A 19,615-nucleotide genomic window follows, 5' to 3' on the forward strand; every position below is an offset into this window, starting at 1 on the left:
TCTAACTGATCGGCATTAGACACGCTGGTCTCCTTTTAATTGATTAAGCCGTGATAGAAGTAACGTATTGTTGCTGCTTACCGAGTAAATTGAATACGTACAGAACCTAGCGAATGTTAATGTTCTTGTCTCGACTTTCGTACATTTCAGGTGTGGTGTGTAACCCTCCAGCGTAACCTGCAGCTTCAAGAGTTTCTCTTACCTCTCGAACGTGCTCTGCCGTTACTGGTTCCTCTCTATCTCCAAGGTGCAATCGCACGAAGGTGATCAACTCAGCCAACCTTTGATCCGACAACACATCTTCAAAGCTTGCCATTGGCATGAAGTTTCTGTCTTTGTCGAGATAGGTAGGTTGTAGGCCACGCACGGTTACTGCGATGGTGTTGAATGGATCGCTGTGCATGATGATGCCGTTATTCAACAGAGTAGGGGCAATAGGGTCACGTCCCTTACCATCGTCACCATGACAGGCTCCACATGTCTGGCGATACGTGGTGTAAATGTCAGTCGCGTAAGAGTCTTCATCAAACCCTTTAGGTTGCAACGGAACGGCGTCACTGCTGATGGTGTTGTTGATGTCACCACTGAGTAGGTAATAGGACATCGACTCGATATCTTCACGCGTCATCAAGCTGAGACTGTTTTTCACTACGTCGGCCATGCCCGCAAAAGCAGTCCCTTTGTCTGAGTGACCCGTGTGTAAGAAGTCGGTGAGTGTCGCTTCATCCCAACCATCGACATACAGCTCGTTGGCCGTGATATCGGGCGCATTCCAACCGTCAATCAAGTTACCTTGGAAAATACGTTCGGGTATCAGAGCTTGAGCAATGTTTCGCGGGGTGTGGCACTCAGAACAGTGTCCAAGACCAGCAATCCAATATTTCCCTTGTTGCCATTTCTCAACGTTTTCGACTTCCGATTTAAGTTCTTCAGGCACTTGATAGTCAATCGGATCGGTATCCATGAACACAATATTCCAACCAAGCAGACCTAGACGTATATTCGATGGGAACATCATGCTGTTGTCGTCATTGCGGCGAGGCACCGCGGTGATTGACTGCATGTATTCCCACAAATCGAGCATGTCTTGGTCGGTGAGGTATTGATAAGAGGTGTAAGGCATTGCAGGGTACAGGTAACCATTCTTACCTTTACCTGCAACTAACGCGGCTCGGAAATCATCAAAATCGTAAGTACCAATACCTTCCGTTGTATGGGGGGTAATATTGGTTGAATACACGGTGCCGAAAGGGGTCACAAAAGGAAGCCCGCCAGCAAAAGGTTCGCCACCTTCGGCACTATGACACGCGACACAGTCACCGGCATAAGCGAGGTATTCACCCCGTTCAACAGACTGAGCCACTAGGTTCGCGAGTCTTTGCTGCTGCTCTGAGCCCGCATGTCGAATGTAAGCACCCAGTGCGAGTATCTCGTTTTCCGTAAGCTGTTTATCAAACGCAGGCATCAGGTTGTTCAAGCCTTTGTTGATAGTGTGCTGAATCTCTTCAATACTGCCGCCATGCAGCCAAATATCGTCGGAAAGATCAGGGACGCCGATCGCCGGATTCGCGATAGAACCATCGGCGTGACAAGATGAACAGTATTTTGCAAACAGCTCTTTGCCGACTTTGACTTTCACTTCTGGAACATCGGTATGGCGTTGATTGAGGGAAGCTAAGTAGTAAGAAACCTTAGCCACTTCATCGGGTCGCATTATCTCACTCCAACCCGGCATCGCACCATTTCGCCCTTTGGCGATCGAATGAATGATCGCTTCATCACTACCACCATATAGCCATTCTTGGTCAATAAGGTTAGGGAAGTGTTTCTGACCTTGAGCGTTGTCACGATGACAAGCCGCGCAGTGAGTTTGGAACAGAATCTGCCCGCTGTTCACTATTTCAGGAACATCAGCCAAGCCTTCGAGGGTTGTTTCCCTTGATTATGAAGTGAGTAAGCTGTCTAAGAACGACACACTATGTTGGCAAGTGGGATAGAAGTGACAAATACCAGATTAGTGGGCTCATAAAGCTGCTTACGTTCGATTAAAGGTTATGCATGCTTAAGCGTTCTCGCTACTTACGGACTCATATTTATTGTCAATTTCGTAGGTCACTACGCATTCAGTGGCAGGATTGGATTACTCATTGTCTTCAAATGCGGGGAGTACAATGCACAAGTGGGTGAAACTTACGCGATGATAAAAGCGTTGAACAAGCTCACTGGGCTAGGTATACCTGAAACTTGTCATATTGACTAAGAAACGCACGAAATGGGGCGACTCTGTCTCTAAACTGAATTACGCAACAAAGCCCGTAGATAGCATTAACTGGAACTTAGGATCAACGATATAGATGTTACGCTGCCCAAACTGATTGACGTTACTTTGATTCAACGCTTGAAGGACTCTTTTTTCTGTGAAAGGAGCTAGATTATTCTTTGTATATCATTTTGTTACTTCTTGAATAAGTATCTACAAAGTTATCGTTAATTACTTGTAGCACAGAGTGATTGTGCTTATTGTGGTGAACACTATATAAGTCTTGTCAGCACAAGGAATCATTGTGGATTTAGAGATATACCAAGTAGATTCGTTTACAAATCAAGCGTTTAAAGGTAACCCTGCCGGTGTTTGTATCTCCCAAGAGCCTTTGGATGAGTCGTTAATGTTTTCAATCGCTGAAGAGATGGCGGTATCCGAAACGGCTTTTCTTTCGCTTAATAGCATGACGCTTAAATGGTTCACTCCCGAAGTCGAGGTGAAGCTGTGTGGGCACGGCACCTTAGCGACTGTCCATGTAATGAAAGAACAAGGCTTGGTAAAAACAGGTGACATGGTAGCGTTTAACACCTTATCTGGAGAGTTATCTGCCACCGTTGGTGAATCGTTAATTGAGCTTGATTTCCCTAGCCCCCAGTTATCTTCGAATCAGCTATCTTCAAATTCTGAACTCAACCTCGCATTGTTAGAGCATCTTGGGCTATCACTGGATCAAGTGGTTTCGTTTAGAGAGTTTGATTCTAAGCAGTTGATTGAAGTAACTGAAGAAAACGTGTTGTTGGCTCTTGCACCCAACTTTGATGCCTTGAAAGGTATGAAGGGGCGAGGTGTTGTCGTGACGGCATTGTCGTCGAATTCTGAACTTGACTTTGTTTCTCGTTACTTTGCACCTTGGGTGGGCGTCAATGAGGATCCGGTTACTGGCTCGGCGCATTGCGCACTCACGCAGCATTGGGTAGAGAAGTTAAATAAATGCAGTTTCAATGCCTATCAGGCATCACGTCGTGGCGGGTACATGTCGACCGAATTAATGGATAATGGGCGCATAAAGCTGATTGGCTCTGCTACAACTGTGATCAGTGGTGTGTTAAAGGTCTAAGCGTTATTGGTTGTATCTCTTTGATCTCATCAAGCGAATTACCGTTTTTACTTCAAACAGAATGCCATCGCTTAGAGTTTAAGCCTTGATGGCTAAACCCAAAACACTAAAGACATGAGAGGAGTATGTCGTGGTTAGAATTAGAAATTACCAACCTAGTGATAGTAAAGTGCTATGGGAGATTTATTTTCATACCGTTCGTAACATTAACGTTCGCGATTACTCTCAAGAACAAATCGAGGCTTGGGCACCAAGTGATTTTGACTCGGAACTGTGGGAGAAATGTCTTCGTCGTATAGAGCCCTTTGTGGCCGAGTTAGACGGGCGCGTTGTTGGGTATACTGACCTTCAACCGAGTGGGTTGATTGACCATTTTTTCTGTCATCACGAATATCAAGGTAAAGGCGTAGGAAGAGCTTTGATGGAGCATGTATTCGAGGTTGGTCGATTTCGTGGTGTATCGAGATATTTTTCTGAGGTGAGTATTACCGCTAGGCCTTTCTATGAGCACTTTGGCTTTAGATTAGTGAATGAGCAGGAAGTCGAAATACGTGGCGTTAAGCTGACTAATTACGTGATGGAGAAAACCACTGAGTAGCCAGTAACGTTATGTCTAGTGTTGAGAAGCTTGGAAATGCTCAAACAGTCAAACGCTTAATCTCCAGTTGGTAAAAAAGGGTGTGAACTTTCACACCCTCAAAGAGTTGGTTTGCCTACACTTTCTTTCTGTTTGATTATTTCGGGAGCAAGACAGTATCAATTACGTGGATTACGCCATTGCTTGCTTCCACATCAGCCGCAATCACCTTCGCATTGTTAATCATAACAGTGCCATCGCTCACGCTTATCATCACGTTTTGACCTTGAACTGTTGTCGCATTGTCTATTTTCATAACGTCTGCCGCCATTACTTTCCCTGCGACTACATGATAGGTTAGCACTGCTACTAATTTGTCTTTGTTTTCCGGTTTCAAAAGCATATCGACAGTACCATCTGGCAATTTGGCAAATGCTTCATCGGTTGGAGCGAACACGGTAAAAGGTCCTTCTCCTTTCAAAGTATCTACAAGTCCACCCGCTTTAACAGCAGCTACAAGTGTATTGAAAGAGCCATTTCCTACTGCGACATCGACGATATCTTTTTTCATCTCATGATGATTGGCATTAGCGAATGCACTAAAAAAAAGTGCAGCGACAAGAAGAGATAGAGACTTGCTAATTTTATTAATCATGTTGGAACCCTTTGAGTTTGTCCGTTATTTTCGTCAGGTAATACGAAAGGCTCAAAGAGATGGATCAATTTATACCAATCACAGTAAGTAAGTGATCAAAAGTAGCGCAGAAAAAACTTGAGAACAAGGCTGCTCTTTTCAATAAATAGTTTCGATAAGTAGTTATTCTACAATCAAAAAACCTAACGACGTTATCGAGATTTTTAACAAGCTAGGGTGAACAGTTATTTACTACGATTGGTATTATTATACCTTTTAGCTATTTTCTTCGAGAGCGAACTTTACTCTATGAACAGGCGAGTGAGGGTCTTCAATGGTGTATTTTTAGTATTTGAGTTTGTTGTTTATGGGCTGTGGCGACTGTTTTATCGGCTATGACGATTATTCAGTTATTTCTGTCACTTACGGTTGTAGCTACTCGTTGCTATCCGTAATATGAAAATTAGATTAAGGATAGAAATAGACAGTAAGGAATCACTTTGGAAATACAAATTAGACATCTTGAAACCACAGACAACCAAGACATTTTTGATATTTATCGTCATTCATCAGTAACAGAAAATACCTCACAAAAACCTTTCCTTAGCTCTGATCAAGTGGAGCGATTGTTTGGTCATTCAGACCATTTCACTTTAGTCGCAGAAGTGTCAGGTAAAGTCGTTGGGCATATTACCTTATTCATGACGACTAAAGTGAGAGACCGACATAGTGCTGGATTAGGGATTGCGATTCACCCTGATGCACACGGCAAAGGGGTTGGAAAGGCATTAATGAAAGAAGCGATTAATCAGGCTGATAATTGGCTTAATCTTGTCCGTCTGGAGCTAGAGGTTCATGCCGATAACAACGCTGCCATTGCTTTGTATGAAGGTGTCGGTTTTCAATTAGAAGGCACTAAAAGGCTGAGTACATTCAAAGGCGGGGAATACATTGATATGTTGTTGATGTCGAGGATTAGACCTGATTATCGTTGATTGTTACACCTATAACTTCCTATATATATCAACCAAAGGAGCTGGCAGTGTGCCAGCTCCTTTGGTTTGAACGAGATACTTTATAGACTTGTTCGTAATCGAATCTACTTGTTCACGTAATCTTTGAATTTCTGCTTCGTTTCAGCATCGGCTTTTTCGTACCAGAAATAAAGCATTTCTTCTGCAGTATTCGCCGCGTTTGCGTCGATCTTTGCTGGTAGCGTTGCTGGTTGAACAACCGCTGCTGTTGTACCTATAGCTAGCGCAGCAATGCCGCCTTTCTGGTTGTACTCTTTTGCTTCTTGAGGGTAGTTACGTCCAATTTGCATACCGTCTTTTACTAGCTTGTCTTGCTTAACGCTGATTTTATTCTGGTTCTCGTCAACAAGGTTCAACTCTAAGTTTTTAAACCCAGATTTTGCTTCTGCTGTGTTGCGGTATTTTGGCAGATCGAAAGTCAGTGTGGTATCAGTCGCATCGAATGTTGCGATAACAGCGTCGCTGTCTACGAATTCGCGGTCGTTACCTTTATCAAATGCAAGTTGATATTGGAATACAATTTGGTTTTGGCCATCTGGTAACGTCAGTGTTTTATGAGAAGAGAATAAGCCGCCGTCTAAGTCAGGCTTAGCTTCGTTAACCGCTAGAATATCAACACTGGATGGAACTTGGATTTCAACGTCAGCTAATACTGAAGGTGCAGCAACGATAGCTGATAGTAGGGCAATGCTTTGGATTGTCTTCATAATCATACAGTTGTTAGGGTGAGTTAAAATACAATCGCACGCATATCTTTGTATTTCAAGTGATGTCCGTAGGATTCGAAAAAATTTGCGTAATCTTAACGTAACGGTCATAAATGAGGCGAGTTACAAGGGTATTTGGGCAAATGTAAGCCGGTAACCTTGTTAGTCACTCGTTTGTTAAAGGCTTAGGTGGGATAGTTTTCATTGTTGATATACGAAAAAGCCGTGATAGCGACATGGCTATCACGGCTTTGCTTCAATCTAGTCAGTGACTGTTTTGCATAAAGTAATGATTATTTAGCTTGCGCTGCTGCCGCTTCTAATCGCTGAAGTCTACCTTGCAGCATTAGAACATTCTGGTTGAAGTTACCAGGGTTCAATACTTGGCTTTGCTGCATTGGGTAGTCGGAAATCGTTGACAAGAAAGATTGAACTTCATTGCCCACTGGTACGAATAGCCACATGTTGTCTGCCATCCAACGTAGGTACATGCCAGATTCGTGTGGTGCTTTTTCGAATGGGTCTGCACGTAGGTGAACAATTGAAGGCCAGTTCGTTTGGAAGCGAACACCATCAGAAATATTACCTTCCATATGTGCAAACTGAACTTTAAAGTCGCCAGTACGAACAGCATCTAGCTCAGCGTTTGCAGAGAAGTACATCAGAGAGTCACGCGGGCCTTTCTCTTCTTTACCTTCGAAGAAAGGTAGGAAGTTGTAACCATCTAGGTGTACACGCCAGTTTTTACCGTTGTAAGTTGCGCCTTTTTCAGAAGCCAGTTTATCAACCACTTTATCATCACCTGCGGCAGCAAGAAGTGTTGGAATCCAGTCTTTATGGCTCATCATGTCATTGACTTTAGTACCTGGGTCGATAGTGCCAGGCCAACGAACAAGCTGAGGCACGCGGAAACCACCTTCCCATGTTGTGCCTTTTTCACCATGGAAGTAAGTTGCACCGCCATCAGGCCATGTTGCTGTCTCAGCGCCATTATCGGTAGAGTAGATAACGATAGTGTTGTCAGCGATTTTCAGTTCATCAAGCTTATCTAGTAGAACACCCACTTGGTCATCGTGTTCCATCATGCCGTCTGCGTAGATGCTGATACCAGAAACACCTTGGTATTTCTCTTGTAGACGAGTCCAAACGTGCATACGGGTGGTGTTGTGCCAAATGAAGAAAGGCTTGTCTGCTTTCACCGCTTTTTCCATGAACGCTAGAGATTCTTCTAGGAACTCTTCATCAGCGTGCTCCATACGCTTACGCGTCATAGGGCCCGTATCTTCAATCTTTCCATCAGCAGTCGATTTGATTACACCACGAGGCGCGTATTTAGCGCGGAACTCAGGGTCTTTAGGGTAGTAGTATGTTTCAGGCTCTTCTTCAGCATTTAGGTGGTAAAGGTTACCGAAAAATTCGTCAAAACCGTGTGCTGTTGGGAGGTGCTTATCTTGGTCACCCATGTGGTTCTTACCGAACTGAGCAGTCATGTAGCCCTGTTCTTTAAGAAGGTCAGCGATAGTTGGAGCCCAATCTGGGATACCGTGATCAGAGCCTGGCATACCGATAGTTAATAGACCTGTACGGAAAGGTTCTTGACCCGTTAGGAATGCAGCACGGCCAGCAGTACACGATTGTTGACCGTAGTGGTCAGTAAATAGTGCGCCTTCGTTAGCAATACGGTCGATGTTAGGTGTTTCATAACCCATCATGCCATTGTTGTATGCACTGATGTTGAATACACCAATGTCATCACCCCAGATAGCAAGAATGTTTGGTTTTTCTGCTGCTGTTGCTGCTGAAGAAGCTGCTAATAAGCCAACACCTAATGCTAGTTTATTGATTTTAGTACCCATAAGGACTCCGATTCACTTTTAAGATTAATGCGTTAGAACAACACATCGATGAGCAAATGTTATTCTCAAAATTCCGTTCCGTCCTTTTATAGTGCTTATAACCAATCGTTATGATGTCTAGTTAACTTATTGATTCATATCATTTTCAGAGTGTTGCCAGAACAGCCCCTTAGTTTGTATGTGTGATCCTTATCATGTTTGTTGCCGTAAACCTTATCGATGACTTCTGTATCCATATCTCGATGAAAATGACAAAAATATTAATAGGTTAGCGAATGTCGCGATAGTTTGGAAAATGAACTATACGTTGTAGTGCAGGATGCAAATAACTTACGAAGAGGTTTCTATGACAGCGAAATATGGCGTCAAACGTCGATTAGCGATTTTGGGTACAGCGATGATGGCGGCTTCCACCGCCACATTCGCAGCAGAAAAACCGAATATTCTCGTCATTTGGGGTGACGACATTGGTCAATCTAATGTCAGTGCTTACACCTTTGGCTTAATGGGGTATCAAACTCCGAACATTGATAGCATCGCCAAAGAAGGCATGATGTTTACCGATTACTACGCAGAGCAATCTTGTACCGCAGGTCGCTCTACGTTCATTACAGGTCAAAGTGTACTGAGAACCGGTTTGAGTAAAGTAGGCTTGCCGGGTGCAGATATTGGCCTTCAAGCAGAAGATGCAACCATTGCTGAACTGCTTAAACCTATGGGTTACATGACAGGTCAATTTGGTAAAAACCACCTTGGCGATAAAGATGAATTCCTTCCAACAGCGCACGGGTTTGACGAATTTTTTGGCAACCTTTACCACCTGAATGCTGAAGAAGAACCAGAAAATGAAGATTACCCAACCGACCCAGAGTTTCGTAAGAAATTTGGCCCGCGTGGTGTAATCAAATCATTTGCTGATGGCAAGATTGAAGATACCGGCCCACTAACGCGTAAGCGTATGGAAACGGTCGATGAAGAAACACTGGACGCGGCACTTGATTTCATGGATCGCGCAGTGAAAGCCGACAAGCCCTTCTTCGTTTGGTGGAATGCAACACGTATGCACTTTAGAACACACGTGAAAGCCGACAGTAAAGGTGTGACAGGTGTGGGTAACTACGCTGATGGTATGGTTGAGCACGATCGACACGTTGGCCAGTTGTTGAAACAAGTGGATGAGCTGGGTATCAAAGACAACACCATTGTTTTCTACTCAACGGATAATGGTCCACACATGAACTCTTGGCCTGATGCAGGTACAACGCCATTCCGTGGTGAGAAAAACACCAACTGGGAAGGCGCATACCGTGTACCAGCAATGGTTCGTTGGCCTGGTAAGATTGAACCGGGTAGTGTCTCTAACGAAATTATGCACCACATGGACTGGATGCCGACCTTCGTTGCAGCCGCTGGTGATGATCAGATTAAAGAGAAACTTTTGAAAGGTCATACTGCCGGGGAAAAAACGTTTAAAGTCCACTTAGACGGTTATAATTTCCTTCCTTACCTAACCGGTGAAGAAGAAAAAGGTCGTCGTGCTGAGATCTTTTACTTTACCGATGATGGTGATTTAGCAGCGCTTCGTTACAACCAATGGAAAGCGGTGTTCATGGAGCAGCGCGCAACGGGTACCATGCAGATTTGGTCAGAACCGTTCGTGACGTTACGTCTTCCTAAGCTGTTTAACCTGCGTATGGACCCATACGAAAACGCAGATATTACTTCGAACACTTATTATGACTGGTTGCTAGACCATGCTTATATGTTCGTTCCTGCACAAGCGTATGTGGGCAAATTCTTAGAAACATTTGCTGAATACCCACCACGCCAAAAAGCAGCGAGCTTTAGCTTGGATCAGGTTATGGAGAAACTTCAAGAGAACCATAACAAGTAAGCTTTGGTTTATTGAAACTGATGTTTGATGAAACTGATAACACGAAAGAGCTCCTAGGAGCTCTTTTTTTATGAGCATATCGATGAGTAGATCTCCGTCGTGAATATGAATCACAACTATCGAGCTAACTGCCACTAAATAATTGTAATTTCATTGTTTTTACGTCTACCTTATTAAGCATAAGGATGTATAAAAACAAGGAAAGTTATGTCTGCATGGTTGTGCTCACTAGTGAACGGATTGAAACACCAGCGAGTTGCAGTATTATCCGCAATGTTATCTTTACCTATGTTGTCGACACTCAGTGTCAATGTATCTGCTAATGAACAAGCTCCGACGACTGAAGTTTCGCTTATCGGTTCAGAAATTTCAGATGCCAACTTATTCAAGGCTACGTATGTCGGTTCTGAAGCATGCGTTGACTGTCACAGCGAAGAAGTAGAAGCGTGGCAAGGTTCTCATCATGATATGGCGATGAAGCACGCCGACGATGAATCTGTGTTGGGCAACTTCGACGATCAAACCGTGACTCATAAAGGAAAGCCCAACCGTTTTTTTCGCAAAGGTGATGAGTTTTGGGTCAATATCGAAGAACCAGACGGTCAATTCAAAGATTATAAAATCAGCTATACCTTTGCCTTTGAACCTCTACAACAGTACATGGTTGAGTTTGAAGACGGACGCGTACAGTTGATTCCTTTCGCTTGGGACTCTCGCACCGAGGACGAAGGCGGCCAACGCTGGTTTCACCTTTACCCTGATACCACTAACACCGATGAGTTTTACTGGACCAACAGTGGCCAGAACTGGAACTTCATGTGTGCAGACTGCCATTCAACAAACCTAGAAAAGAACTACGACAGTGCAAGCAATACTTACAACACCACTTGGTCCGAGATTAATGTTGGTTGTGAGGCGTGTCATGGCCCTGCGAGTGAGCACGTTGAGCAAGCTAAGTTAGCTAAAACGAAGTTAGCACATAACAAGTCAGTAAAAGCTAACGGTGGTAAGGATGCTCCAGTCTCGGCGCATTATGGGTTTGATCGCGACTTGTCGAAGTCAGTAAAAGAGTGGATCTATCAAGAGGGCAACTCAACCCTACAACCAAAAGACATCATCCATACCAATCAAGTTCAAACCTGTGCTCAGTGCCATAGCCGACGCACTCAGCTGAATGAAACAGGCGACCATGTTAATGGGTCGTTCTTTGATAAATATCGCCTAAGCTTGATAACCCCTGAGCTTTATCACAACGATGGCCAAATCTACGACGAAGACTACGTTTACGGCTCTTTCTTGCAATCGGTGATGGCAGAGAAAGGCGTTACTTGTACTAACTGCCATGATCCCCATACTGCAGAACTGAAAATTGCCGAAGAAGCCGTGTGTAGCCAATGTCACATTGCTTCTGAATACACGCCTGAAAAACACACATTCCATGAAGCGAATACCGAGGCTTCACAATGTACCACCTGCCATATGCCTGAAACGACGTACATGGAAGTTGACCCAAGACGTGACCACAGTTGGCATATTCCACGCCCTGATATCAGCCAGCATATTCAAACGCCGAATGTGTGTACTAGTTGTCATGAAGATCAAACTGATCAATGGGCCGATAAACAAATCGGTCAATGGTTCCCAGATTCTAAGTATCGTAATCAACAACACTTTGCTGTTGCTTTTTACGCGGATTCAATAGGGCACAGGGGCGCAGAAGATGCATTGGCGTATTCAGCTCAGGATTCAAGCTTAAGCAATATAATCCGAGCATCAAGCTTAGAACGTTTGGGTGGCAACACGGGTAAGAATACGCTTATTTCATTGGCGAGATCAGTGAAACACGATGATGAAATGATCCGCCTGGGTGTTGTGCAAGGCTCGTCGGGCTTCCCGTTTACTGATCGTTGGCAGATTTTAGAGCCATTATTGAAGGACCCTGTATTGTCGATTCGTTCAGAAACTGCAGGCGCGCTAGTGCGCTATTGGGGAGAGATGAATCCTCTGCAGAAAGATCAAATCAAGCCAGCGCTGGAAGAGTACATTGAGATACAGCAATTTAATGCTGACAGAGGCTTTGGGCGAACTAACCTAGGTAATGTTTACCGAGATTTGGGTCAGCATGAAAAGGCGATTGAGCTTTACCAAGGTGCTATCGAGATAGAGCCTTATTTCGAGAACAGTTATGCCAACTTGGCTGACTTGTATCGCGCACTTGGCGACGAGCCAAAAGCATTAGCGACACTGAAACAAGGTATTGAAGCTCAACCTAAATCGAGTGTGTTGCCATACAGCGCAGGGTTAGCCATGCTGCGAGTGAAAGATTACAAACAAGCAACCGACTACCTAAAACAAGCCGCTGAAACTGCGCAAACCGACCCACAATATTGGTATGTGTACGGATTGGCTTTAGAGAAGTCGGATGTATTTGCGGCAAGTAAGTCATTGCACAAGGCTTATCAATTCAGCCGCAATCCACAACACTTGTACGCACAGTGTGAGATTTTGGCCCGAAATTACCAGAAACCGGGCGCAGCAAAAGCGTTTGAACAATGTGTTTCGTCGTTGAGTAAGGTAGCGCCACCGGAGGTGATTAACCAATTGAAAGAGATTGCTCAGTAGAAAGCAATTAGCAAGTAGAAAGCTGGGCTGAAATAAAGCACCAGAATTGACGTGGCTATGCGCTTATAATTTATGGTGTATATAACTAATTATCACGTTTATAACTATTAGTTATGGGGCTTATGAGTAGGATGTTCACAGCCAGATTGAATAAAGGGAAGACCTATGAACCATGCGCAACAAGCAATAAACCAACTGATTGAAGAGACAGAGAAAAGTGTTATCGGTCAGAGTCACGTCGTTCGTGCTCTGGTGATAGGGTTATTGACCAATGGCCATGTGCTTCTAGAAGGGCTTCCCGGCACAGCGAAAACGCGTTCGGTCAAGTCGCTAGCGAATTTATTGAATACAAGCTTTGGCCGTATTCAGTTTACGCCCGATCTACTGCCATCAGATGTAACGGGTACTGAAGTGTATCAAGAGCTAGATGGTAAGCCTCAACTGCATTTCCAACCGGGTCCTATTTTCAACAGCATTGTGCTAGCCGATGAAGTGAACCGTGCGCCTGCAAAGGTACAAGCAGCACTGCTTGAAGCGATGGCGGAAGGTACAATAACTGTAGGTGGTCAAACTCACATCCTTCCTGACTTGTTCATGGTATTAGCGACTCAAAACCCGGTTGAACAAGAAGGTACGTATCCACTGCCTGAGGCGCAGATGGACCGTTTCATCATGAAAGTGACGGTCGACTACCCAGAAGACGAAGCTGAGCGCGACATCATTAGATTAGTGCGCAGCGAAGAGCTAGGCAGCGAGACGAGTTCTGAATTAGTCACACCACAGCATATTGAACCTGAATTGGTACTGGAGGCTCGCCGCCAACTTCCTGATATTGCGGTTTCTGATTTAGTCGAAAACTACATTGTGGCCTTGGTGATGGCGACTCGTAAGCCAGAGCGTTACCCAGAATCAAACTTGTCTAAATGGATAGAGATTGGTTCAAGCCCACGTGCTTCCATCGCGTTGGATAAATGTGCTCGCGCTTATGCATGGCTACAGGGGTGTGACCACGTCACGTTAGACGATGTGCGAGCGATGCTACCTACCGTGTTAGGTCACCGATTCTCGTTGTCTTATGACGCATTGGCCGATGGTGTTGACCATCAAAGAGTGGTTGAAGAACTGCTTGATAATGTTGAGATTGGATAACTAGGGGGCGTCATGGCGAAGCCAACACAAGCTCCCAAACCGCAAGGCCTTGATCCACGATTGTACTGTGATTATTCAAGGTTAGTGCGAATTCAGGCTCAAGCTGAGTCGTTTTCTCTGTTGCCTCATCTAAAGGCGGGCAGTGTGCTGTCGGGTCGACATAATTCCCTGTTTCGTGGTCGTGGCTTGAATTTTGAGGAATTACGTCATTACCAATTGGGTGATGATATCCGTAATCTCGATTGGAAAGTCACGATGCGAACGGGTAAGCCTCATGTTCGTAGCTATACCGAAGAGAAAGACCGAAATGTAATGATCTGTGTCGATCAGCGCAGTTCGATGTTCTTTGCTTCTCAAAATACCATGAAATCGGTTGTTGCGGCTGAAGTCGCGGCATTGTGTGGATGGCGAGTCCTGAAAGATGGTGACCGGGTCGGCTTTGTTTTAGCCTCGCATCAAAAACTCTTCCACACCAAAGCACAACGTTCACAGTCTGATTTACTGGCTCAGTTAAAGCACCTTACTAAAGCAAATCAAAGCTTAGACGTGAGTGTGAGTGACAGCGAAGGAGTCGGGTTCAGTCAATGGATTGAACTGATAAAACGAATGAGATTAAAGCAGTCGACCTTAATCTTTATTAGCGATTGGCGCGACTGCCAAGAACAACATCTAGACCGACTAAAGCAGTTACAGCAACACAACGATATCTTGGCCATAATGGTCACAGACCCATTGGAACAATCATTACCTCAAGATCTCGCAAGCGCAAATTGGGTGGTGGGTGATGGTCGCTTTCAACTTAATCTCGATAGCCAATCTAAGGTTAACCTCGCAAGTGAAAGCCTTGCTCAAAAGGCGGCACTCCAGAAACAGTCCCTTGCTAAATTAATGGCGATGAAAAACCTCCCTTATATCGAATTAGATACGTCTGGAACTCATATCTCTCAGCTTCAAAAGCTGGTGGGAGGGCGTTAGATGGCCGTTGAACATACGCCTCCAAGTACTTATATCCTTCGTGAACTGCACGATGTAGCGATTCCTGACAGTGTGAGCTGGGCTCCTCAAACGATCGGCTGGAAGATCCTCGGCGTTGCCTTGTTATTGGCCGCGTTCTATCTGGCTTATCGCTTGGCGTTAAGGTGGTGGAATAATCGTTATCGAAAAGAAGCCCTTAAAGAACTCATGGTATTGGACGCACGAGACAAAAACTCAACCGAACGAACCTTCAAGGTACTCAAAGTGGTGCTTCGTTATCTCGACAGTGGCAATGCCAAGTTGTTTGGTCAAGCCTATGTAAATCGCTTGAATGCTTATCTTCCTGTTAACGCTGGCACGAGTGCAAAGAGCAATGCTTTCTTTACCGATGAAGTCTCGGGGCTGTGGATGCAAAGCCTAATTGACCCAAAGGTACGTTTAACCTTTGAACAGCGTTTAGAAGTAATTCAAACCGCGATGATGTGGCTAAAACTTCATAAACCCTATGTACAAACAAAACCAGAGGTACAAGCGAAACCAGAGGGGCAAGATAATGTTTGATAGTTTCTCTGCCAGCTTTGAATTCTCGTACCCACTGTGGTTTATCGCTCTACCGTTACCTTTACTCGTTTACTTCGCCGTACCTGCTTATCGCACCAAGCAAATGGCTATCAAAGTGCCATTTTTCAGTGAGCTGGTTGAAGCGATTGGTGAGGCACCATCAGAAGGTGCAAGCCAATTAACACCGAGCTGGTGGCAACGCACCACATTGATTATTACTTGGGCATTAGTGGTTTGTGCGTTAGCTAAACCAACCATCTTAGGTGAGCCGCAAGTTCGTGAACAATTAGGCCGCGATGTCATGGTGGTCGTCGATTTGTCTGGCTCAATGGCTGAACAAGATTTTACCTCTAAACAAGGCGATAAAATCTCGCGTTTAGACGCAACTAAAGAGGTGTTAGCTGACTTTGCTAAAACTCGAAAGGGCGACCGATTAGGTTTGATTCTGTTTGGTGACGCAGCATTTGTACAAACGCCATTCACGGCCGACCAAGAAGTGTGGCTTGAACTACTCAACCAAACCGACGTGGCAATGGCAGGGCAAAGCACGCATTTAGGTGATGCCATTGGCCTAGCCATTAAGGTGTTTGAACAAAGCGAAAAGCAAAGTGCTGCGGTTCAAGATTCAAGTATTGATGCCAACGAAAAAGAGAAGGTCGTGATTGTGCTGACCGACGGTAATGACACTGGCAGCTTTGTTGAACCTATCGATGCGGCCAAAGTGGCTAAGGCAAAAGACGTTCGTATTCACGTTATCGCCATGGGTGATCCGCAAACCGTGGGCGAAGTGGCTTTGGATATGGAAACCATCAATCGTGTGGCTCAAGAGTCTGGTGGTGAATCTTTTGAAGCACTTAACCGCGATGAACTGACTAAAGCTTACGCTCAAATTGGTGAGCTAGAGCCTCAATTGTATGAGAGTACAACTTATCGTCCTAAACAGGGGTTACACCATTACTTAATGGCGATTGTGGTTGTGATGTATTTGACTGCCTTTAGCTTGGCGACAATCCGTAGAAGATCGCTTTTGGTTTCATCAAAGAAAAATTTGAAAGGAGAGAACAATGCCTGATTCTCTCATGTTGCAACAGTTCTTTACTCAGTTTCACTTTATTCGACCATTGTGGTTATTGGCCTTTATTCCGATGTTCTTCCTGTTATGGGTTCGCTGGAGAGAAGAGACCAAACCAACGTGGAAAGACATCCTGCCTGCACATTTACGTGATGCATTGACCATTGGTGAAACCGGCTGGCGCAAACAGTTACCACTAAAGCTATTAATGGTGATTGTGACCATCGCCATTATTATCTGTTCAGGCCCAACATGGCAACGTGAGGCTTCGCCTTTTGGTGAAGACAAAGCGTCGATGTTGGTTGTGCTTGATAACAGTGAATCTATGCTCGCTAAAGACTTACCACCAAGTCGCTTGGAACGCTCTAAGCAGAAGATTAGAGACTTATTAGCAGCTCGGAAAGGCGGTAATACGGGCTTAGTTGTTTACGCAGGCAGTGCGCATGTCGCGATGCCAGTGACCCAAGACAGCAAGGTATTTGAACCGTTTCTGGCGGCTATCACCCCTGACATCATGCCGGTATCAGGTAAGTCAGCGGAAGAGGCATTGCCACTCATCAATCAACAATTGTCTGGTGAGCTAGGTTCGTCAGTGTTGTTGGTATCAGATGGCGTTAACCCCAGTACCATCAGGGCGTTCGAAAGCTTCTTTAACGACAACCCGTATCAGTTGCTCATTCTCGCCGCAGGAAATAGCAATGTGGAAAGCGATAATCCCGTCGATCTCGATTCATTGCGTAGCCTAGCTAGCAAGACTGGCGGGCGACTGATCGAAGTGACCGTTGATAGTTCCGATATCCAACAACTCAACAAAGCGGTTGAAAGAAACATGCAACTGAACGGTGAGTCTTCAATGCCTTGGAAAGACATGGGCTATGGCTTGCTTATCCCAATGGCGATTATCATGTTGTTGTGGTTCAGAAAAGGATGGCTGGTGCAGTGGTGTGTCGTTGGTCTAGTGGTTTCGGGCAGCATCTATTCACCAAGCACTTTTGCGAAAACAGTCAACTTAACTGCTGAGAAACCCGTTGTGGTGGAGTCGGTTACGGCTTGGGACAAAACAGCTCAATGGTGGTGGGACTTATGGTTAACGCCCGATCAGCAAGGTCAACGCCTGTTGAATCAGAAAGAATATCTTCAAGCTGCCAAACATTTTACTGACCCAATGCGAAAGGGCGCGGCTTATTACTATGCTCGTGATTTTAAGCTCGCTCACAGTGCATTCCTGCAAACCAAAACTGACCTTGGTTTATACAACGCGGCGAGTGCGTTAGCCAGACAGCGTGAATATCTTGCGGCGCGAGACCTTTTGAAATTATTAAGCGAGAAAGAGGATCTGTCACCAGAACTAAGAACGGATGTGGAAAACAATCTTGCTGTGCTTAGTGGGATTGTCGAAGAGGTTAACCGAACCAGTGAAAGTCAGTCCGGGACCACAGATGGCCCTGAAGAGTCTTTAGAACTCGAAGACGATCAGCCGCGAACGGGTGATGGCGCTGAAGAAGAAACGGTAGCGGAATTGATGCTCAAGGAAACGCTTAATGCCAATGAAATTTTGGGTAGCCAAGAGCTTGCCGATAAGTGGTTAAAACGAGTCGAAGCGGACCCTAAGTTCTTCTTAAAGTCCAAGTTCCAAATTCAATTAAGAGACCCTGCACCTTCCATCGAGCAGATGCGAAAACAAGAACAGACGTCAAAACAGGAGCAAACCCAATGAGTCGATATGATTTAGCTCTTGCAGCGGTTCAATCAAAGGTAGGGCGCTCAGAGTCCTTTAAACTAACCAAGACCTTGCTTGTATCGATGCTTCTATTAATTAGCACTGTTTTACCTACTCTTGGTTCTGCGGCTGATATCTATGATCTGCAGAAGAGTGGTGATGTCGAATTGGTCGCTTGGGTAGGTGAAAAACCGAAGTCTGGCGACAAGATTACGCCTGCAAAAGTAAGCGTTAATGAACAAGTGATTCTGACCATTGAGGTGGCGACACCACGTTGGTTAACGGGAGGGACTCGAATCGGCAGTATCGAAATCCCTAACGTGATCGCTAAGCAACGTAACCAACTCGCGACTAATTACACGGAACGGGTCAATGGCACTACATGGTCGCGTCAACGTTGGGAAGTGACGCTTTATCCGATGACTTCTGGCGAGTTTGTGATTCCAACCGTACCGGTTCGTATTCAAGTGTCAGCTCCTGATGGGTCAAACGTTGGTGGCACGCTTTATACGCAGCCGATTAAGTTTGAAGCCTCATTACCGTCTGGTTTGTTAAGCGATGAATCGCCTTGGTTTTCAGCGACAGACGTGGATGTTGAGCAGCAATGGCAACGTTCGAGCGAAGACTTAAAAGTGGGTGATGCGGTTACTCGAACCGTGACGATCAAAGCGAAAGACAGTTTGTCGGTGTTACTTCCCAATGTGTTGACCAATGAATCGACACAGCAATATCAAGCTTACCCGCAACCTAATCGTTTAGATGACACACAAGAACGTGGTGACTACCGTTCCAGTAGAATTGAAGAGACGGTTTATGTGATTCAGCAAGGTGGTGAATTTACCTTACCGGAGTTCACATTCCAGTGGTGGGACAGCAAAAATCAGCGTCTTGAGAGCGTGGTAATAAAAGGCGAAGTGTTTGAAGCAAAACACACATTCCAATCCTTCATCAAAGCTTACATGTCAGTCTTTATAAGCGTTGGTTTGGCAGTGGTCTTATGTGGCATGTTATTCGTTGCGGCGAAGCGCTATTACAAAAATCGACCAACACCAAGTTGGTTGGTATTGCGTCGTTTGCTTAAGCAAAATAATTGGCCCGCATTGAGAACCTTTATCTATCGTCAATTACGAAACGAAACCTCTCAGCTAGAACTGAATAAAGCGCAACTTGGTAAATTGAATGGACAGAAACGTTGGATAGAAGACAGTGAATCCCTCCAACAAGGGCGAGAAGACAAAAACGTATTTACTCGTTTGTGGAGAGGGTTACGTAACTTACCCAATGACACATCAAACTCAAGCAATTCTCGTTCAATTTTCGACCGCTTGAAAATCCCTAAAGCCTTGCCAGACTTAAAAGATAGAACTAAGTAGCAAACTTTAGTCATTCGCATCGAACAAAATCGGCAGGCTCTCTACTATAGGGGACCTGCTT

General features: G+C 44.9%; 14 protein-coding genes and 1 pseudogene. 11 read left to right on the forward strand and 4 right to left on the reverse strand.

Annotated elements, in window-relative coordinates; translation table 11 throughout:
- Nucleotides 1–106: 106 nt before the first annotated feature.
- Nucleotides 107–1,936, reverse strand: a pseudogene (locus tag AB4407_RS04225) (c-type cytochrome); the annotation flags it as partial.
- A gap of 628 nt (nucleotides 1,937–2,564) precedes the next feature.
- On the opposite strand from AB4407_RS04225, the gene AB4407_RS04230 reads away from it, so the two are divergent.
- Nucleotides 2,565–3,380: a PhzF family phenazine biosynthesis protein gene (locus AB4407_RS04230; protein WP_372118952.1), complete on the forward strand. Its 816-nt coding sequence runs from the start codon at nucleotides 2,565–2,567 to the stop codon at nucleotides 3,378–3,380.
- A gap of 130 nt (nucleotides 3,381–3,510) precedes the next feature.
- Nucleotides 3,511–3,978, forward strand: a complete 468-nt coding sequence (locus tag AB4407_RS04235) for a GNAT family N-acetyltransferase (RefSeq protein WP_372118955.1) — start codon at nucleotides 3,511–3,513, stop codon at nucleotides 3,976–3,978.
- Between the two features lie 136 nt (nucleotides 3,979–4,114).
- On the opposite strand, the gene AB4407_RS04240 is transcribed toward AB4407_RS04235, so the two are convergent.
- The gene (locus tag AB4407_RS04240; protein ID WP_372118958.1) at nucleotides 4,115–4,612 is read right to left on the reverse strand and encodes a fasciclin domain-containing protein; all 498 of its coding nucleotides are present in this window, start codon (nucleotides 4,610–4,612) and stop codon (nucleotides 4,115–4,117) included.
- A gap of 479 nt (nucleotides 4,613–5,091) precedes the next feature.
- On the opposite strand from AB4407_RS04240, the gene AB4407_RS04245 reads away from it, so the two are divergent.
- The gene (locus tag AB4407_RS04245) at nucleotides 5,092–5,586 is read left to right on the forward strand and encodes a GNAT family N-acetyltransferase (protein ID WP_372118960.1); all 495 of its coding nucleotides are present in this window, start codon (nucleotides 5,092–5,094) and stop codon (nucleotides 5,584–5,586) included.
- Between the two features lie 104 nt (nucleotides 5,587–5,690).
- On the opposite strand, the gene AB4407_RS04250 is transcribed toward AB4407_RS04245, so the two are convergent.
- Together AB4407_RS04250 and AB4407_RS04255 are read right to left on the reverse strand one after the other, a co-directional pair.
- Entirely contained in the window at nucleotides 5,691–6,332 is a 642-nt protein-coding gene (locus tag AB4407_RS04250; protein ID WP_372118963.1) for a DUF2057 family protein, read from the reverse strand.
- Between the two features lie 293 nt (nucleotides 6,333–6,625).
- Entirely contained in the window at nucleotides 6,626–8,188 is a 1,563-nt protein-coding gene (locus AB4407_RS04255; RefSeq protein WP_372118966.1) for an arylsulfatase, read from the reverse strand.
- A 346-nt stretch (nucleotides 8,189–8,534) separates the two neighbouring features.
- Here AB4407_RS04255 and AB4407_RS04260 point away from each other — a divergent pair, with 346 nt between their 5' ends.
- The 8 genes from AB4407_RS04260 to AB4407_RS04295 all read left to right on the forward strand — a co-directional run bounded on the left by AB4407_RS04260 (nucleotide 8,535) and on the right by AB4407_RS04295 (nucleotide 19,554).
- Nucleotides 8,535–10,082 carry an arylsulfatase gene (locus AB4407_RS04260; protein ID WP_372118969.1) on the forward strand — a complete coding sequence of 516 codons (1,548 nt, stop codon included), beginning with the start codon at nucleotides 8,535–8,537 and terminating at the stop codon, nucleotides 10,080–10,082.
- Between the two features lie 207 nt (nucleotides 10,083–10,289).
- Nucleotides 10,290–12,704 (forward strand): tetratricopeptide repeat protein, encoded by a 2,415-nt coding sequence (locus tag AB4407_RS04265; RefSeq protein WP_372118971.1) that lies wholly within the window; start codon nucleotides 10,290–10,292, stop codon nucleotides 12,702–12,704.
- Between the two features lie 165 nt (nucleotides 12,705–12,869).
- On the forward strand, nucleotides 12,870–13,853 hold the full coding sequence (locus AB4407_RS04270) for an AAA family ATPase (RefSeq protein ID WP_372118974.1): 984 nt from the start codon (nucleotides 12,870–12,872) through the stop codon (nucleotides 13,851–13,853).
- A 12-nt stretch (nucleotides 13,854–13,865) separates the two neighbouring features.
- Entirely contained in the window at nucleotides 13,866–14,828 is a 963-nt protein-coding gene (locus tag AB4407_RS04275) for a DUF58 domain-containing protein (protein WP_065104776.1), read from the forward strand.
- Nucleotides 14,829–15,389 carry a DUF4381 domain-containing protein gene (locus AB4407_RS04280; protein ID WP_372118976.1) on the forward strand — a complete coding sequence of 187 codons (561 nt, stop codon included), beginning with the start codon at nucleotides 14,829–14,831 and terminating at the stop codon, nucleotides 15,387–15,389.
- Nucleotides 15,382–16,461 (forward strand): VWA domain-containing protein, encoded by a 1,080-nt coding sequence (locus AB4407_RS04285; protein WP_372118977.1) that lies wholly within the window; start codon nucleotides 15,382–15,384, stop codon nucleotides 16,459–16,461. Before AB4407_RS04280 ends, AB4407_RS04285 begins: the two co-directional genes overlap by 8 nt.
- Nucleotides 16,454–18,178 (forward strand): VWA domain-containing protein, encoded by a 1,725-nt coding sequence (locus tag AB4407_RS04290; RefSeq protein ID WP_372118980.1) that lies wholly within the window; start codon nucleotides 16,454–16,456, stop codon nucleotides 18,176–18,178. Before AB4407_RS04285 ends, AB4407_RS04290 begins: the two co-directional genes overlap by 8 nt.
- A complete protein-coding gene (locus AB4407_RS04295; RefSeq protein WP_372118982.1) occupies nucleotides 18,175–19,554 on the forward strand; it encodes a BatD family protein in 1,380 nt (459 codons plus the stop codon). The genes AB4407_RS04290 and AB4407_RS04295 overlap by 4 nt, the downstream gene beginning before the upstream one ends.
- Nucleotides 19,555–19,615: the final 61 nt, after the last annotated feature.

This window comes from Vibrio sp. 10N.261.46.E11 (assembly GCF_041472735.1).
Taxonomy (GTDB): Bacteria; Pseudomonadota; Gammaproteobacteria; order Enterobacterales; family Vibrionaceae; genus Vibrio.

Bases quoted from the DNA above. Each gene is read 5' to 3' on its own strand.
- AB4407_RS04295 (WP_372118982.1), top strand. From the start codon at position 18,175: ATGAGTCGATATGATTTAGCTCTTGCAGCGGTTCAATCAAAGGTAGGG.
- AB4407_RS04250 (WP_372118963.1), bottom strand. From the start codon at position 6,332: ATGAAGACAATCCAAAGCATTGCCCTACTATCAGCTATCGTTGCTGCA.
- AB4407_RS04275 (WP_065104776.1), top strand. From the start codon at position 13,866: ATGGCGAAGCCAACACAAGCTCCCAAACCGCAAGGCCTTGATCCACGA.
- AB4407_RS04280 (WP_372118976.1), top strand. From the start codon at position 14,829: ATGGCCGTTGAACATACGCCTCCAAGTACTTATATCCTTCGTGAACTG.
- AB4407_RS04270 (WP_372118974.1), top strand. From the start codon at position 12,870: ATGAACCATGCGCAACAAGCAATAAACCAACTGATTGAAGAGACAGAG.
- AB4407_RS04290 (WP_372118980.1), top strand. From the start codon at position 16,454: ATGCCTGATTCTCTCATGTTGCAACAGTTCTTTACTCAGTTTCACTTT.
- AB4407_RS04255 (WP_372118966.1), bottom strand. From the start codon at position 8,188: ATGGGTACTAAAATCAATAAACTAGCATTAGGTGTTGGCTTATTAGCA.
- AB4407_RS04240 (WP_372118958.1), bottom strand. From the start codon at position 4,612: ATGATTAATAAAATTAGCAAGTCTCTATCTCTTCTTGTCGCTGCACTT.
- AB4407_RS04285 (WP_372118977.1), top strand. From the start codon at position 15,382: ATGTTTGATAGTTTCTCTGCCAGCTTTGAATTCTCGTACCCACTGTGG.
- AB4407_RS04265 (WP_372118971.1), top strand. From the start codon at position 10,290: ATGTCTGCATGGTTGTGCTCACTAGTGAACGGATTGAAACACCAGCGA.
- AB4407_RS04260 (WP_372118969.1), top strand. From the start codon at position 8,535: ATGACAGCGAAATATGGCGTCAAACGTCGATTAGCGATTTTGGGTACA.